Source organism: Serinicoccus sp. JS2-9 (assembly GCF_059025165.1).
This window is the reverse complement of sequence record NZ_CM180091.1, coordinates 1,338,977-1,354,547: the sequence shown is the minus strand read 5'-3', so window position 1 is coordinate 1,354,547 and position 15,571 is coordinate 1,338,977. Positions and strand designations below refer to the sequence as shown.

Below are 15,571 nucleotides of genomic sequence, written 5' to 3'. Positions count from 1 at the left end.
TGATGCCGGGGCCGCGGACCTAACATGCCCCGACGGAGACGAGGGTATGTCGTCCGCCGCGCGTAGCGTGGGAGGCACCGATGAACCAGTCGACCGAGAAGCCGCGCGACACGCGCGTCGATCCGCAGCAGACCGTCGCCCATCTCACCCGGGGAGCACGGTCGGAGCGGCTGCGCCATCTGCGCACCCTTCCCGCCCGGCAAGGTCGCACCGCGACGTGGCCGACGTGGTGCGCGCCCGAGGTGACCGCGGCGCTGCTGGGCGAAGGGATCGAGGAGCTCTGGGAGCACCAGGCCGCGGTCGCCGAGCTGGCCCGCTCGGGTCGGCACGTCCTCGTCGCGACGGGCACCGCGTCGGGCAAGTCCCTGGGCTACCTCCTGCCCGTCCTCACCGCGCTCCGTGACGGTCTGGAGGCACCGACCGGGCGCGGCGCCACCGCGCTCTACCTCGCCCCGACCAAGGCGTTGGGCGCAGACCAGGCCGCGCGGCTGCATACCCTCGCGTTGCCTGGGGTCCGCACCGCCACGCTGGACGGCGACACCCCCACCGACGAACGCCGCTGGATCCGCGAGCACGCCCACTACGTGCTCACCAACCCCGACCTGCTGCACCACACCCTCCTGCCCGGGCACGAGCGGTGGCGGCCCTTCCTCCGCGCGCTGCGCTACGTCGTGGTCGACGAGTGCCACGTCTACCGCGGCGTCTTCGGCGCGCACGTCTCTGCGGTGTTGCGGCGGTTGCTCCGGGTCGCGGCACGGTATGGCGCCTCCCCCACCGTGATCCTCGCCTCGGCCACCGTCGCCGAGCCGGAGGAGCTGGGGCGGGCGCTCACCGGGCAGGCCGTCGTGGCGGTCACCGCGGACGCCTCGCCCCGCCAGGAGACCGTGGTGGCGCTGTGGGAACCACCGACCGACGAGGACGGCACCCGCCGCAGCACCCTGGCCGAGGCGGCCTCGCTGCTCGCCGACCTCGTGGAGCGAGGGGTCCAGACCGTGACCTTCGCGCGCTCGCGGGTCGGCGTGGAGACGGTGGCGACCCGCGCGCGGGAGCAGCTGGAGGCTCGCGGCACCGGTCCGGACTCCGGCCGGATCGCGGCCTATCGCGGCGGCTATCTCCCCGAGGAGCGTCGGGAGCTCGAGGGCGCGCTGCGCGACCGCTCGGCGATGGGGCTGGCCGCCACCAGCGCCCTGGAGCTCGGCATCGACATCGCGGGGCTGGACGCCGTCGTCATGGCCGGCTGGCCGGGGACGCGAGCCTCCTTCTGGCAGCAGGCCGGGCGCGCCGGACGCCGCGGGGCCCCCTCCTTGGCGGTCCTCGTCGCCGCCGACGACCCGCTCGACGCCTACCTCGTCGCGCATCCCGAGCTCATCTTCGACGCCCCGGTCGAGACCTGCGTCCTCGACCCGGAGAACCCCTACGTCCTCGGCCCGCACCTGGCGGCAGCCGCGGCCGAGCTGCCGCTCACCCGCGACGACGAGCGCTGGTTCGGCCCCACGGTGCCCACCCTGGCCGAGCAGCTGGTCGTCGGCGGGTTGTTGCGGTCCCGCCCGACGGGGTGGTACTGGGCCCGCCAGGACCGACCCAGCGACCACGTGCAGCTGCGCGGTGCCGGCCAGACGGTGCAGATCGTCGACGCTCGCAGCGGCCGCGTCCTCGGCACCGTCGACGAGGCCCGCGCGCTGACGACGGTCCACGAGGGCGCGGTCTACGTGCACCAGGGCGCGCCGCACGTCGTCACCGAGCTCGACCTCGAGACCGGGGTCGCGCTCGTGGTGGCCGGCGACCCCGGATGGCGCACCCGGGCTCGCAGCGAGAGCACCTTCACCATCCGCGAGCGGGAGGAGGAGCAGGTCTGGGGCGCGGCCACCCTCTCCACCGGACGGGTCGAAGTCACCACGCGGGTCACGGCCTTCCAGCGGCTTCTGCCGGACGGGTCCGTCATCGGCACCCACCCGCTCGACCTCCCCTCCCGCAGCCTGGTGACCCAGGCCGTCTGGTGGACCCTGCCTGAGGAGGAGCTGGCCCTCGCCGGGGTGGCCGAGGACGAGGTCCCGGGCACGCTGCACGCGGCCGAGCACGCCTCGATCGGGATGCTCCCACTCCTGGCGACCTGCGACCGCTGGGACATCGGCGGCGTCTCGACGGCACTGCACCCCGACACCGGCCTGCCGACGGTCATGGTCTACGACGGCCACCCCGGCGGGGCCGGCTTCTCCCGCCGCGCCTACCGCGAGGCACCCACCTGGCTGGCGGCGACCCGCGACCTCGTGGAGGCGTGCGGCTGCGACACCGGGTGCCCCGGATGCGTCCAGTCCCCGAAGTGCGGGAGCGGCAACGACCCGCTGCACAAAGGCGGTGCGGCGGCGGTGCTGGAGCACCTGCTGAGCGAGCGCGTCGTGCGGCTCCCGGCGGTGTGACAGACTCGGGCGCGCAGGCGGGGTTGCAGGGACCGGACACCTCGCCGGCCATGACAGGGGAAGGACCGTGATCCGTGAGCACCGTGCAGCGCTTCGTCGACACCGCCCGTGAGGTCGTGACGAGCGACGACCCGCGAGGAGCCCTGGGCGACGCCGCCGACGCCTTCGCGCTCGACGCGTCCGACTTCAGTGCTCGCCCTGAGGGCGGCGGCTCGGGTGGCACCCGGATCGTCGCCGAGTCGTGCTCGCTGGACCAGGCAGCCGAGCTGCTCTCGCGCAGCCACTTCGACCAGGGGCCGAGCGGTCCGGTGCACGTCATCACCCCCATGGTCATGCCGCGCGGACGCCGACTGCAGGCCATGCTGCCGGTCATCGCGCTGGTCGTCCTGGGGGTCGTCGGCTGGGTCCTGCTGCTGCCGCTGGGCCTGTCCGGAGCGGTCTTCGGCGTGCACTACTGGGTGCTCGCGCTGCTCGTCGCCGCTTTCATGTGGTGGCGGCAGGGCATGGTCATGGTGCCCGAGGGGTGCACGGCGCTCATCTCCCGCTTCGGCAAGGTCGAGGCCGAGGTGGGGGCCGGGCGGGTCAACCTGTGGAATCCGTGGAAGCGGGTGTCCTACATCGTCAACACCACCCGCGAGTACCCCTTCAACGCCCCTATCCGCGAGGCGCCGACCAAGTCCGGCGTGCAGGCCTCGGTCGACCTCTTCCTGCAGTTCCGGATCGTCAACGCCCGGGAGTTCGTCTTCGTCCTCGGCGCGGTGCAGGGTTTCCAGGACAAGCTCAACAACGCGATCTCGGAGACCACCCGCTCGCTCATCTACGAGCAGGAGGCGTCCGGCATCTACGACCTCGTCGGGGAGAGCACCTCGCGGCTGCTGGAGCAGCTCAACACGCAGTTCGCCCCAGCCGTCGAGCTGACCACCGCCAACATCACCCACGCCGAGCCCTCGGCGCAGGAGTACCGCATGGACCTCGCCTCGCCGGAGATGGTCCGGGTGGCGAAAGAGGCCTATACCTACGAGTACGAGCTGCAGTTGCGCAAGGAGCAGAACGAGGGTGACCTCAACCGCGACCTGGCCTCGCTCAACGAGACGCTCTCCGCGATCCAGGCCGAGATCGCCCGCTACCAGGCGCAGATGGACACCGCCTTGGAGCGCGAGACCAACCGCGCCGACGCCCTCGCGCGGCAGCGCTTCGCCGAGGCCGAGTCGACCGCCCGGGCCAACGCCGCGCTGCTCGAGGCGCAGGCGCTCGACATCCGGGCGATGAGCGCGGCCCTCGCCCCGCAGATCCTGGAGTACCGCTACCAGCAGGACCTGCTCGACAAGCTCGAGGGCGTGGCCACCTCGCTCCCGCAGATCGTGCGGGTCGGCGAGCAGCGCAGCGCCGTGGACTACCTCGAGATCGCCCGCGGGCTCGTCGGCGGCGCCGAGCAGCAGCAGCTCTTCAGCGACGACGACATGACCGCGATCTCCACCCGCCGGGAGGAGATCGCCGCCCGGATCCGCGAGCGCGAGGAGCGGATCGCCCACCTGCTGGAGCCGCCGGAGGCGACGCAGGTCGAGCTGGTCTCCGAGGACGAGACGAGCGCAGAGCTGCCCGGCGAGGAGCGGCTCGAGGAGATCCGCCGGTCGGTCGCCGATGTCGAGCCCGAGGCACCGACGGACACGAGCGCAGGTGGCGACGCCGGCGCCGAGGTGAGGGGAGAGCACGGTGAGTGAGCAGACGCGCGCGGTCGCGCATACCCATGGCATGTCCTCCATCCGGGAGGCGCTGGCGTCCTGGAGCGAGGTCGCCCGGCTGCTGCGCGGCGGCGAGGGCGGGGCGCTGGTGCCCGTCGTCATCCCGCGCGACTCGCGCGGCCTGCGCTGGGTGGTCCTCGTGTGGTTCGCCCTGTGGGGTCTGACCACCTCGGTCTTCCTCTTCGCCCGAGGATGGGGCTCCCTCGGCGTGCTCACGATCGGCGTCTCCCTGGTGGCGCTCGTCCTCGCCGGGCTGTGGTGGTGGCGCTCGTCGATCGTGGAGATCGAGGAGGGCACGGTCGGCGTCCTGACAAAGTTCGGGGCGATCAGCGGCACCGGTCTCCCGCCCGGTCGCCACTACCTGTGGCACCCGTGGGCGCGCGTCGCGTATGTCGTGGACGTCACCACCGAGATCCCCTACAACGCGCCGGTGCTCTCCAGCCCGACGCACGAGAACGTCCCGCTGAAGTCGATCGAGTTCTTCCTGCGCTTCCGGATCATCGACGCCGTGCGCTTCGTGCAGACGATCGGTGCCGGCAACTTCGACCTCGTGCTGGCCAACTCGGTGCAGGACGCCATCCGCCAGCGCAGCCGTCAGGTGCGGACCGAGCAGGCCTACGACCTGCGCGGGAGCGACGTCAAAGACATGCAGGAGCTGCTCAACCGGCAGCTCACCCGCTACGGCGTGCAGATCATGGGGTGCAACATCCCCGACGTGCAGCTGCCCGACCAGTATCGCGAGCACCTGTCCACGCGGGAGCGGGTCGCCAAGGAGCTGGTGGCCTACGAGAAGGAGTGGGAGCTCACCCGCAAGCGTCGGGTCGACACGCTGCTCATGGAGATCGAGCGCTCCAAGAAGGTGCGGGACGCCAAGATCGTCGAGGTCAACGCGGCGCTCAACAAGGCACGCAAGGACGTCGCCCAGATGCTCGAGGAGCGCGAGACCGAGGCGCAGCAGGTGCGCTACGAGATCGAGACCCAGGCGCGCACCAACCTCGTGGCGGCCCAGGGTGAGGCCAAGTCGCAGGAGCAGCTGGCGACCGCCTTCCGCGACAACCGAGCGGTGCTCGGGTATGAGCTGGCTCGGCGCCGGCTCGACGTGGGTGCCCAGCTCGCCGAGGCCGCGCCCCGGCCGCTGCTCGTGCACGCCGACGGGCAGGGCACCGACACCTCGGCGCTGTCGACACTGCTGCTGGCCCAGCTGCTCCCCTCGATGCCGGTGGGTGGAGCCCGAGGCTCGTCGAACGGCCACGGGGCCACCGATGGTGGCGGTCGTGCCGGTCAGCGCAGCCAGCGTGAGGCCGCGGGCTCGGCCGGTGACGCGCTGGGCCAGCTCGCCCAGGGCGCGGTAAACCAGGCGCGCCGCAGCTCCTGAGTGGGGCGGCCCTCGATCAGCTCAGCCCCACGGGTATCTGACAGCCCCACGGTTGGCTGGTGTCCCCACTGCTCCAGCCGTAGGGCAGCCCGGCACGCGGGGGGGTCGCGGCACGGCGTGGGGTCACCTGGCCTCGGTAGTGTCACCTGACAACCACACGAGGAGAGTGGGATGTCAGAACACCCCGTCCTGCTGCATACCGTGATCGATGCCCGCGACTGCCGGGGACTGGCCGAGTTCTACCGGCAGCTGCTGGGGTTGCGCTACCGGGATGGTGATGAGGCACCCACGGATGGCCGCTCCGATGACGCGGACTGGCTGGTGCTGCTGGATGAGCGTGGGCACCGAGTGCTGAGCGTGCAGGAGAAGAAGGAAACCGAGCCCCCCACCTGGCCCGGCGAGCGTGTGCCGATGCAGATGCACATGGACTTCACGGTGCCGACGCTCGAGCAGCTCGAGACACACCGCGAGCGGGCCGAGGCCCTGGGGGCCCGGCTGCTGCACGACCGGTCGCAGGACACGGCAGAGCCGTTGTTCGTCCTCGCGGACCCTGCCGGGCACCCCTTCTGTCTGCTCGTGCGGTAGTTCCACCGCTCAGACTCAGCGGTCCTGGGTGACCAGGGTCGGTGCGCGTCGCCCCACCACTGGACGGTGCCAGAGCCGTGCGGCGGCCCGGGACGCGTGGGCGGGCGACGAGGTATGAGGTCGCCCGGCTCCTGAGCCCCGTCGCCCCCACTCCTGGCTGCTAGCCCCACGGTTGGCGGGTCTCCCCACTGCTTGCAACGGTGGGGTCGCCCGGAAGGTGTGGGGCGGTCGAGGAAGGGTGGGGCAGCCGCGCACCGGTGGGGCGCGACGGCTGGCCTGAGCGCCGCGGCGGGCAAGCCGCCGACCGGCGCGATAGATGAAGAATCTACGACACGGAGACTTGACAAAACGATTCAAACTGTCGATGATAGGAGGGCAAGCGTTTTCCATCGGGGTCCATGCATCACGTCACGGGGTGTGCCGGCGGGAGACGTGGCACACCTTTCGACGGTCGTGGTGACTCCGAGCCCTCGGCCGTCGTCACGGTCGGGAGCAAGGCCGATGTTCAAGTTCAACATGGGATCCGCGGGTGCGCCCGTCGAGGAGGGCTACCTCGAGGTCACCCCGGCACCGTGGATGACGAGGAGCAGGGGTACGGCTGGGTCACCGGTGGCATGGGTCACCGCGACCGGGGCGAGAAGGAGGGTGAGCCGCGCGACGCGCTCTACCGCGACTTCGTCCTGCCCGGCGACTCCAACACCTTCCAGGTGGACGTCGCCAACGGCAGCTATGCCGTCAAGGTCTACTCCGGTGACTACATCGGCACCGCCCAGCTGGGCGTCAGCGCCGGGGGCGTCGACTACGGCACCCAGCGGATGGGTCGGCAGACCGTCACCAGCCGGGTGCTGCAGCCGGTCGAGGTCAGCGACGGCCTGCTCGAGATCGCCGCCAGAGGCTGGCTCAACGGCGTGGAGATCACGCCGCTGCAGCTGGCACCGGCCAACCTGGAGCTGGACGACCTCACGATCGACGGCGCGGACGTCGCCGTGTCCCTGTCCTGGGACGCGGCCGAGGGTGCCACCGGCTACCGGGTCTACCGGCTCTCCGACGGCGCGGCAGCCCCCGAGGCGATCGCGGACGTCGAGGGCGACGTGACGTCCTACGTCGACACCACCGCCGACGTCGGTCTCGAGTACGTCTACCACGTGGTCGCGCTCGACGCCGCGGGCAACGAGTCGGTCTCCTCCAATCCAACGAGCTGACGGTCACCACCGTCGACGACTCGGTGGTGCCGCCGGCCGCCCCGACCGGTCTGGAGGTCACCGAGACGGAGAAGAACTCCGTCACGCTGGGCCCAGATCGTGGTCGCCGGCTACATCTACCGAAGAAGGCGACCGCCGGTGCGCTGACACCTCCACCCCGACCCGGCGGTGCCCGCGGTCGATCGTGACCTCCTTGCCACGATCGCCGCGGGCACCGGCGTGTCCGCTCCGCTAGGCTCTGGGCCGGGGCGCGAGACTGGTCGCGCGCCGTCTCACCAGCAAGGATGTGCCGGGCGCACTCCGGAAAGGTCGGTCATGGTCGTCTTCGGTCTGGTCCTGCTCGTCGTCGCGCTGGCGGTGATCGCCTACATGTGGCTCGCGACGCGGGGGATGGATCCCGCTCAGATCAGCTACGGCTTTCTCAACGTCGAGGTCACTCCCTTCTGGATGTTCCTCGCCGGCGGGATCACGCTGGCCGTGGCCACGTGCGGCCTGTGGCTGATGGCGGTCGGGGCGCGCTCTCGGGCGCGCCGGGCCAAGGAGGTCCGCGAGCTGCGTCGCCAGGCCGGGACCAACGGCTCCCCAGGGACCGGCCAGACCAAGGACGGAGCCAGCGGCTCTACCGGTGGCAGCACCGCCACCGCCGGCGGCAGGTCCGCCACCACGACGTCGACGGCGCCGAAGAGCGACCCGATCCTCCCCCGGCCCGGCGGCTCGGGCAGCACTCACGGCGGCAGCGGGACGTCCGGCGGCACGGCGCGCCCGAACTCCCTCGACGTCGACCGCTGACGCGCGACCCGGTGACCGAGGCGCTCGGGTCCGCGCCGGGGTCGTCGGTCACGGACCCTCCGCAGCGTCCTGGGCGGTGCGGCCACCCGCGACGGCGACCGCTGCCGTGGTCCACGAGGTCCCGCTGACGTCGCACTCCGCGGTCACCCGCACGTCGGGCCAGACTCCGGCGCCCGCCCTCAGGGAGCACTCCGTCAGTCGAGCTCCGTTGGCGGTGGCGACCGCGGCAGCTTCGTGACACGCACCATCCTGGCCGGCACCGTCGACGGCCGCCCCGGCCCCGGCGAGTGCCGCGAGGTCGGCGGCCGAGCGGGCACGTTGACCGGCGACGAGGACCGCCGCGAGCAGCAGGCCGCTGAGGAGCACCGCCACGAGCCCCAGCACGACTCCTAGAGCCAGCACCGACGCCGAGCCCCGCTCACCACGCGCGACGGAGCTCACGGGCCGGCCCCTGGCTCCCACACGGCCGTCGCCGACGCGGCGGCGGCGGGCAGCGCCGGCAGCAGCCGGACCCGCCGCGGGGCCTCCACCTGCACCTCGACCCCGTCGGCCCCGCCCCTGATCGATATGCCGGAGCCGTCAGGGGCCCGCGCCGAGGCCAGCTGCTGCACCAGCGCCGGGTCCTCACCGCGGGATGCGGCGCGCGCCGCCACGCGCGCCGCATCCACGCACCGGACCTGGTCGACACCCAGGGCCAGCGCGGTCAGGCAGAGCGCGAGCACCAGCAGGATCGACGGGATGGTGAGCGCCAGCTCGGCGCTGACCATCCCCCTCTCCCGGAGCCGGCGCCCGCGCCCGCTCACAGGACGACCGAGATTGCGCTGGTGATCACCTCGGTGACCAGGCCCTTCACCGCCCCCGACTTGAGGATGGTCAGCAGGACCGCGGCGAAGGCGCAGGCCGCGATGGTCCCGACGGCATACTCCGCCGTGGTCATCCCCGCCTCTCCCCTGCGACGCAGCTCGCGCAGACCGTCCCGCAGGCGCAGCCTCATCGTGCTCTTCTTCATGGTTCCCCTCCTTGGGTGGGTGCGCCTCCGGATGAGGCACACGTCTGGGTGCCGCGGCCGACGGCCGTGGCGGGTCAGGTGACGAGCTCGCATCCGCTCTGGCGGCCGGGGGGCACCAGGCCACTGCGGCCGCGACACGACGGCCCACCCCGGGGGCCGTCACCACGTCATGTCCTGCGTGAGCGCCAGGACCAACGGCAGCACCGTGGTCAGCAGGAAGGCCGGGAGGAAGGCGAGGCCGAGCGGGACCACGAGGCGCACCCCGAGACGAGCGGTGGCGACCTCCACGCCGGCCACGCTCTCCCGCCGCAGGTCCGTCGCGGCCTGACGCAGCGAGGGTCCCGGGGGGACGCCGGCGACGGCGGCCACCTCGAGGCACCGTCGCGCCGGTGCCCAGGCCGGCCCAGCGGCTGCCCAGGCTGCCTCGGTGTCGGCTCCGCGCAGCAAGGCCTGACCGACCTGGTCCAGCTCCTCGCCCGCCGCTCCCGGCAGCACGACCGCTACGGTGCGAGCGGCAGCGCCCAGGGACACCCCACCCAGCAGCGCGAGCGCGAGCAGATCGAGCGCCTCAGGCACCAGACCGGTGGACGGCACTTCCTCGAGGCCCGACACCCCACCACGGTCCTCGCGCGGGGTCCAGGTGCGGGGTGGTCGGTCGGCCCACAGCAACGGTGCCGTACCCGCCCCGAGGGCCAGCAGGACGATCAGGGCGGCGGTCATCGCAGATCCTTGAGCACACGGCCCACGAGGCGCCGCACCAGGACCTGGCCCGCGAGCAGCAGCATCGCCCCAGCACCGACACTGGCCCAGGCGGCCGGGCTGCCGTACAGCATGGTGGGCGGCACGCCGAGCACCGCCGCCAGGCCGACACCGGCCAGCGGGAGCAGGGTCAGCACGGTGGCCGTCGCCCGAGCGCCGGCGGTGGCCGTGTCGACGGCACGCTCCAGCCGCTGCCGCTCGCGGGCGGTGTGGGCGCTGACCCGGAGGGCGTCGGCGAGCGGCGCACCGCTGAGCGAGGCGACCCGCCAGGCGCGCGCCACGACGGCGAGCGCTGGGCTGCCGGTCGTGCGCGCGGCTCGGGCCCAGGCCGGGGCAAGCTCCTGTCCCTCGAGGGCGGCGCGGGACAGGGAGGTCCAGGCCTGCTCCTCGCGGACCGAGCCGGACGGCCCATGCGCGAGCGCGAGCGTGACCGCGCGACCGACCGGGAGGCCCGCCTCCAGCGCGGCGGAGACGTCGTCGAGCAGCTGCAGCTCTCCCCGGATCTCCGATCGGCCGGACAGGCGCGCCCGGAGCGCGGTGCCCAGGCGACGCGCGACGCCGCGCACACTCGAACCGGCCTCCAGCGACGGCAGGCTCTCGCCATCCGTCGAGCCGCCCGCCTCTCGGACCGGCGGTGCCGAGACCTCTGCGCCTCCGACGACCTCGTCACCCCCGGCGGGCGTCGCCTCGACCTCCCCGACACGATCGCCACTGAGCAGGAGGAGCACGGTCGTCGCGGCGAGCACCGACACGGCCATGGTCAGCACGACAGCACCGCCGGTGTGAGGCCCAGCCGTGCCAGGAGCTCGGGGCCTTCCTCTCCCAGGCGCCACCGGCCGGGTCCACCCGTCAGCCCGGGTCGGCACGTGACCAGGCCGTCCGTCCCTCGACGCAGCGACGAGACCTCGCGGATCTGTCGCCGGCCTGCCTGGTCGCGGGTGACGTGGACGACGACCTCGATCGCGCTCGCCAGCTGGGCATGGACCGCGGCCCCTGACATGCCCGCCAGGGCGCCCAGTGCCTCGAAGCGCGCGACGACATCCACCGCGGCGTTGGCGTGGACGGTGCCGCACCCACCCTCGTGGCCGGTGTTGAGCGCCGTCAGCAACTCGCGGACTTCCGCACCGCGCACCTCCCCGACGACGACGCGGTCCGGCCGCATGCGCAGCGACTGCCGCACCAGGGTCATCAGGGTGACCTCGCCGCGTCCCTCGACGTTGTTGGCCCGGCCCTGCAGATGCACGACGTGCGGGTGGGAGATCCGCAGCTCCCGGACGTCCTCGACCACGACGAGCCGCTCCGCCGCGTGGCACCGCGACAGAAGCGCCCCGAGCAGCGTGGTCTTGCCCGAACCGGTGCCGCCCGACACGACGAAGGACGTCCGCGAACGGACCAGCGCCTCCAGCACCCGGGCCCCGGGCCGGTCCAGGCTCCCCCACTGCTCAAGGTCGCCGAGCGACGGCACGCGTCGTCGGGGGATGCGCAGGCTGACGTGAGCGCCGTCGTCGACGAGCGGGGGAAGCACAGCGTGCAGCCGCACCCCGCCGGGGAGCTGTCCGTCGACCCACGGGCTCGACTCGTCCAGCCGTTGCCCCGCCAGTGCCGCCAGCCGCACGGCCAGCCGGCGGGCGCTGCGGTCGTCGGCCAGGGTGACGTCGACCTGCTCCACCCCCGAGCCACGATCCGCCCACACCCCGGCCGCGCCGTTGACCAGCACGTCGGTCACCGCCGGGTCATCCACGACCGGGGCCACGGGCCCGAGGGCCGCGCGCAGCTCTGGTCCGGTCCATGGAGTTGCGGTCGCGAGGTGTTCCATAACCCCGACCCTGCCCCGGGCCACGAGGGCGGGCCAGGGGGTCCGCGAGATCTGTGGACGAGCGCGATGACTGCGGACCCCATGTGGACAGACCGTCGCCGAAAGGTCCGGGAAAGGGGACGGCCCCGGCGGGGGGGAAGCCGGGGCCGTCGGTGTCCAGGATCAGGGGGGGATGACCCTGAACACCCGCGCTGCAACTCTTGCGAGGAGCGCTGTGCTCATTAGTATGCCCGACCGCGCAGCCGAAATGCAAGCGGTACCCGACACTCCGCGCACCGGAAAGTTTGCGTGCCACGACGCGGAAACGCATACCCCCACGGGCATCTCGGGCGCCGCAGCGCCCCGACCTCGGACGATCCCCCGCTGAGGCCGCTCACCGACCGCCTGGGCGCCCCCCCCAGATCAGGCTTGCGCACCTCGTGAAATGTCTGGAGTTGCCGCCGGATCGACACCCTGAAGGTGGCCGATGCGGACCGCATCGGCCACTCGGACGCCTTCGACGGCCGCCCGCTGCACGGCCTCGGCACAGTGCACGAGCCACAGCCGCACCCCCTCGGAACCTCCGGTGGCGTAGGCACGGAGGGCCCCGCGGTAATCGGTGCCGCCGCGGTCGGCGTGCCCGACCTCCGACACCGCCACCCCGGTCGGGTCCACGCCCGACACCCGCAGGACGATCCGCTCCAGCGCCCGCGCGACCACTCCGTTGCCGGAGACGAAGGGACGGGCGAGGGCGACCTCCGCATGGACCACCGAGGCCAGGAGCACTCCGGGGACCCGTCCGGAGGGGACGGCGGCCAGCAGGCTGTGCACCCCCTGCAACCGCTCCAGGGCCGCTGGCGCCGCAGGTGCCGGGCCGAGCACCTCGACGCCGTCGGCCTCCTCGCCGTCGGCGCGCGGCCGCCCAACCTGAGCCGCCGGCAGCACCCCGGCGGCGGCCGTCGTGTGCAGCCGCGCGACCAGCTGGGCCGGCGCCCGGAGGTCGGCGGCCGTCACCCCCTCCGTCGCTGACGTGGCGCGAACCACACCGGCGAGCGTGCGCCATACCGGATCGTCCGGTCGCGCGGACCAGGACTCCGCCCCGCGCATGAGATCGCGCACCAGGACGAGGCTGCCGGTCGAGCCGGCCGGCTCCGCGCCCTCGAGCAGGGCCGAGGCAGTGGCACCGCGCACCCGCGACTCCGCCGCGGCCTCAGGAATTCGACGCCGCAACCCCTCGTGCCAACGCAGCTCGGTGCACGCCGATCGAGCGCGCTCGATCGCGGCGGCGACATCGGGCAGCTCACCGAGGCCCGCGACGGCCCGCTCCATGGTCGTGCTCATGGCGGACAGACTAAAGGCCCCGCCCAGCGCCGACCGCGGCGGTCGAGACCTGCTCTCCGGGACCAGGTGGCCAGGCGGACCGGCCCCGACGCCGCACAACCTCACCCGCAGGGGTGACTACCCGAGAGTCTTTAACAAAACTTTGCCAAATCTGGACGGCAGCATGTCTTCCGGGGTGGCAGACTTGAACCATCGACGTGGGCGGCCCCCTCTCCGGAGGTTGTGGCCCCGCCGGCTGTCACGGGACCGGTTGTCGACACGGTGCCTGCTCGGCACTGAACAGGGGGTGCCGAGCAGGCACCGTGCTTTGTGCGCGGGGCCGGGACGTCTGCCCCTGGTGCAGGCTCTCGGAGTGAGCAGCCGAGGCTTCCGGAGTGCACACGCGAGGCTCTCGGAGTGAGCAGCCGAGGCTCTCGGTGAGGGGAGGGTGACGGCGGGACTGCAGTGGCCCAGGTCAGGAGATACGATCCCTCCCATGGCATCTCCTGCGGAAACGGGCACCACCTCGCTCCACGGCACGACCGGCCAGCGCTCCCTCGGGGACCTGGTCTCGGACGTCTCCCTGGACGTCTCGCAACTCATGCGCGGCGAGATCGAGCTGGCCAAGGCCGAGATCAAGGAAGACGTCACGCACGCCGGCAAGGGGGCGGGCATGTTCGTCGGCGCCGCGCTCTTCGGCCTCTACGGCCTCGGCCTGCTCTGGCTGGGCCTGGCGGGGGTCATCGCGATCTGGCTGGAGTGGTGGGCCGGGCTGCTCATCATGGCGGGCGTGCTCTTCGCCGTCGCGGGCATCCTGGCCCTCGTCGGCAAGGGCCAGGTCACCAAGGTGCAGGGCAAGCCCAAGCGAGCCATCCGCGAGGGCAAGGAGACCGTCGCGACGGTCAAGGCCGCGGCGCAGTCCTCCCCACGGGCGGACGCGCTGGAGCCCGCCCAGCGCTGACCCAGGCTCTCGGCCGGAGCCAGGCGCTTCCCCGCTCGGCTGGAACGTCACCGTCCGCACGAACGGGTCACCCTCCGCACCTGCGGGCGTGCGGCCCGTCCCGCGCTCCGCCTGCTCGGCTAGAGCGTCAGTTCCCGCACGGGAGGGTCCGGCCAGTCCGGCGCCACCCCGGCCAGGTCGAGCACGCGGTCGAGCACGCCTGCGGTGAATCCCCAGACCAGGAGCCCCTCGACGTCCCACGCCGGGCCGACGAATCCGCTGGGGTGATGCACCTGGAAGCGGTGGGCCGGCTCGGTCAACCACCGCACCTCCGGCTGCACCACCCGCTCGACCTCCCGCGGATCCTTGGCCCACAGGGTCGACGGAGCGGGCTGTCGCCACCAGCCGAGGACCGGGGTCACGTCATAGCCCGACACCGGGATGTGCAGGGTCGGCAGCTCGGCGAGGACCTCCACCGTCGCCGGGTCGAGGTCGACCTCCTCCCACGCCTCGCGCAGCGCCGTCGCCGCGGCGTCCGCGTCGCCGTCCTCGGTGCCCCCGCCCGGGAAGGCCGGCTGACCGGCGTGCGAACGCATCCGGTGCGCCCGCTCGGTGATGACCACCGTCGTCGCCTCCGGGTCCTCGGGGTCCGCCACTCCTGGCCCGAAGAGGACGAGCACGGCGGACTGCCGACGCCCACCCTCGGGCGGCGGCAGGAACCGGCTGAACCGGTCTCCCGAGATCTCCGGCAGCCGGGCCACCAGGTCGGTCAGCCAGGTCGGAGGAGGGTATGCCGTCACCGCGCCCGCCCGGTCATCCGCGAGGTGCCGTGCGGAGCAGGCGGGCGGCGCGTTCGGGATCGGTCTCACCCGCGCCGTAGGACGGGCAGAGCCGGGCGACGGGGCAGGCCCCGCACGCGGGGGTGCGGGCGTGACAGGTGCGCCGCCCGTGGAAGATCAGCACGTGCGACAGCTGGGTCCAGTCGCGCCGGGGGAAGAGGGCTCCCACCGCGTGCTCGACCTTGACCGGGTCGTCCTCGTCGGTCCAGCCGAAGCGCCGGACCAACCGGCCGAAGTGCGTGTCGACGGTGATGCCCGGCACCCCGAAGGCGTTGCCCAGGACGACGTTGGCCGTCTTGCGTCCCACCCCCGGTAGAGTCACCAGGTCCTTCAGGCGCCCCGGCACCTCACCGTCGAAGCGCTCGACGAGGGCGGCCCCCAGCTTGAGCAACGACTCCGCCTTGGCCCGGAAGAAGCCGGTCGGCTGGATGATCGCCTCCAGCTCGGACCGGTCTGCACCGGCGAGCGCCCGGGCGTCGGGGTAGCGCGCGAAGAGCGTCGGCGTGACGCCGTTGACCCGCACGTCGGTCGTCTGCGCCGAGAGGACCGTCGCCACGAGCAGCTGATAGGGGTCCTCGAAGTCGAGCTCGCAGTGCGCGTCGGGGTAGCGCTCACCGAGCAGGCGGGACATCCGTCGGGCCCTCCGGGTCAGGGCGAGGGGTGTCTCGCCGGTCGGGGTCACCTCAGCGTCCGCGCCACCCTTTGTCACCGTGCCGGTCGACCCGGCCGCATCCCTCGACGTCACCCGCTCAGCCTAGAGGTGACCTCCGACACAACTGCTCCGCCCATCCAGCGGCAG

Annotated in this window: 16 protein-coding genes; 7 read left to right on the top strand and 9 right to left on the bottom strand. The window is 72.9% G+C overall.

The genetic code is table 11. From position 1 onward, the window contains the following. Positions 1–80 precede the first annotated feature (80 nt). From AC5PYY_RS06775 to AC5PYY_RS06750, 6 genes are all read left to right on the top strand, one after another. Complete coding sequence (locus tag AC5PYY_RS06775; RefSeq protein WP_493899020.1) at positions 81–2,417, top strand: DEAD/DEAH box helicase; 2,337 nt, start codon at positions 81–83, stop codon at positions 2,415–2,417. Between the two features lie 74 nt (positions 2,418–2,491). Beyond that, entirely contained in the window at positions 2,492–4,138 is a 1,647-nt protein-coding gene (locus AC5PYY_RS06770) for an SPFH domain-containing protein (protein ID WP_493899019.1), read from the top strand. Continuing rightward, a complete protein-coding gene (locus tag AC5PYY_RS06765; protein WP_493899018.1) occupies positions 4,131–5,534 on the top strand; it encodes an SPFH domain-containing protein in 1,404 nt (467 codons plus the stop codon). The genes AC5PYY_RS06770 and AC5PYY_RS06765 overlap by 8 nt, the downstream gene beginning before the upstream one ends. 171 nt (positions 5,535–5,705) lie before the next feature. Further along, positions 5,706–6,119 carry a VOC family protein gene (locus AC5PYY_RS06760; RefSeq protein ID WP_493899017.1) on the top strand — a complete coding sequence of 138 codons (414 nt, stop codon included), beginning with the start codon at positions 5,706–5,708 and terminating at the stop codon, positions 6,117–6,119. A gap of 572 nt (positions 6,120–6,691) precedes the next feature. After that, entirely contained in the window at positions 6,692–7,321 is a 630-nt protein-coding gene (locus AC5PYY_RS06755) for a SaeA-related protein (protein ID WP_493899016.1), read from the top strand. A gap of 315 nt (positions 7,322–7,636) precedes the next feature. Continuing rightward, the gene (locus AC5PYY_RS06750) at positions 7,637–8,110 is read left to right on the top strand and encodes a hypothetical protein (protein WP_493899015.1); all 474 of its coding nucleotides are present in this window, start codon (positions 7,637–7,639) and stop codon (positions 8,108–8,110) included. Between the two features lie 48 nt (positions 8,111–8,158). Here AC5PYY_RS06750 and AC5PYY_RS06745 read toward each other — a convergent pair whose 3' ends face one another. From AC5PYY_RS06745 to AC5PYY_RS06715, 7 genes are all read right to left on the bottom strand, one after another. Continuing rightward, positions 8,159–8,551 carry an Rv3654c family TadE-like protein gene (locus tag AC5PYY_RS06745; protein WP_493899014.1) on the bottom strand — a complete coding sequence of 131 codons (393 nt, stop codon included), beginning with the start codon at positions 8,549–8,551 and terminating at the stop codon, positions 8,159–8,161. Then, on the bottom strand, positions 8,548–8,877 hold the full coding sequence (locus AC5PYY_RS06740) for a TadE family type IV pilus minor pilin (protein ID WP_493899013.1): 330 nt from the start codon (positions 8,875–8,877) through the stop codon (positions 8,548–8,550). The genes AC5PYY_RS06745 and AC5PYY_RS06740 overlap by 4 nt, the downstream gene beginning before the upstream one ends. A 32-nt stretch (positions 8,878–8,909) precedes the next feature. Beyond that, positions 8,910–9,119, bottom strand: a complete 210-nt coding sequence (locus AC5PYY_RS06735; RefSeq protein ID WP_493899012.1) for a DUF4244 domain-containing protein — start codon at positions 9,117–9,119, stop codon at positions 8,910–8,912. Positions 9,120–9,278: 159 nt separating this feature from the next. Then, complete coding sequence (locus AC5PYY_RS06730) at positions 9,279–9,839, bottom strand: type II secretion system F family protein (protein ID WP_493899011.1); 561 nt, start codon at positions 9,837–9,839, stop codon at positions 9,279–9,281. Further along, the gene (locus tag AC5PYY_RS06725) at positions 9,836–10,636 is read right to left on the bottom strand and encodes a type II secretion system F family protein (protein ID WP_493899336.1); all 801 of its coding nucleotides are present in this window, start codon (positions 10,634–10,636) and stop codon (positions 9,836–9,838) included. Before AC5PYY_RS06725 ends, AC5PYY_RS06730 begins: the two co-directional genes overlap by 4 nt. A gap of 2 nt (positions 10,637–10,638) precedes the next feature. After that, on the bottom strand, positions 10,639–11,694 hold the full coding sequence (locus AC5PYY_RS06720) for a TadA family conjugal transfer-associated ATPase (protein ID WP_493899010.1): 1,056 nt from the start codon (positions 11,692–11,694) through the stop codon (positions 10,639–10,641). Between the two features lie 402 nt (positions 11,695–12,096). After that, positions 12,097–13,014, bottom strand: coding sequence for a Fic family protein (locus AC5PYY_RS06715; RefSeq protein WP_493899009.1), 918 nt, complete (start codon positions 13,012–13,014; stop codon positions 12,097–12,099). A gap of 475 nt (positions 13,015–13,489) precedes the next feature. On the opposite strand from AC5PYY_RS06715, the gene AC5PYY_RS06710 reads away from it, so the two are divergent. Then, complete coding sequence (locus tag AC5PYY_RS06710) at positions 13,490–13,954, top strand: phage holin family protein (protein ID WP_493899008.1); 465 nt, start codon at positions 13,490–13,492, stop codon at positions 13,952–13,954. Between the two features lie 119 nt (positions 13,955–14,073). Here the strand turns inward: AC5PYY_RS06710 and AC5PYY_RS06705 are convergent, their stop codons facing one another. Both AC5PYY_RS06705 and nth read right to left on the bottom strand, forming a co-directional pair. Beyond that, positions 14,074–14,733: an NUDIX hydrolase gene (locus AC5PYY_RS06705; RefSeq protein WP_493899007.1), complete on the bottom strand. Its 660-nt coding sequence runs from the start codon at positions 14,731–14,733 to the stop codon at positions 14,074–14,076. A 13-nt stretch (positions 14,734–14,746) separates the two neighbouring features. Next, positions 14,747–15,403 (bottom strand): endonuclease III, encoded by a 657-nt coding sequence (gene nth / locus AC5PYY_RS06700; RefSeq protein ID WP_493899335.1) that lies wholly within the window; start codon positions 15,401–15,403, stop codon positions 14,747–14,749. Between the last annotated feature and the right edge of the window lie 168 nt (positions 15,404–15,571).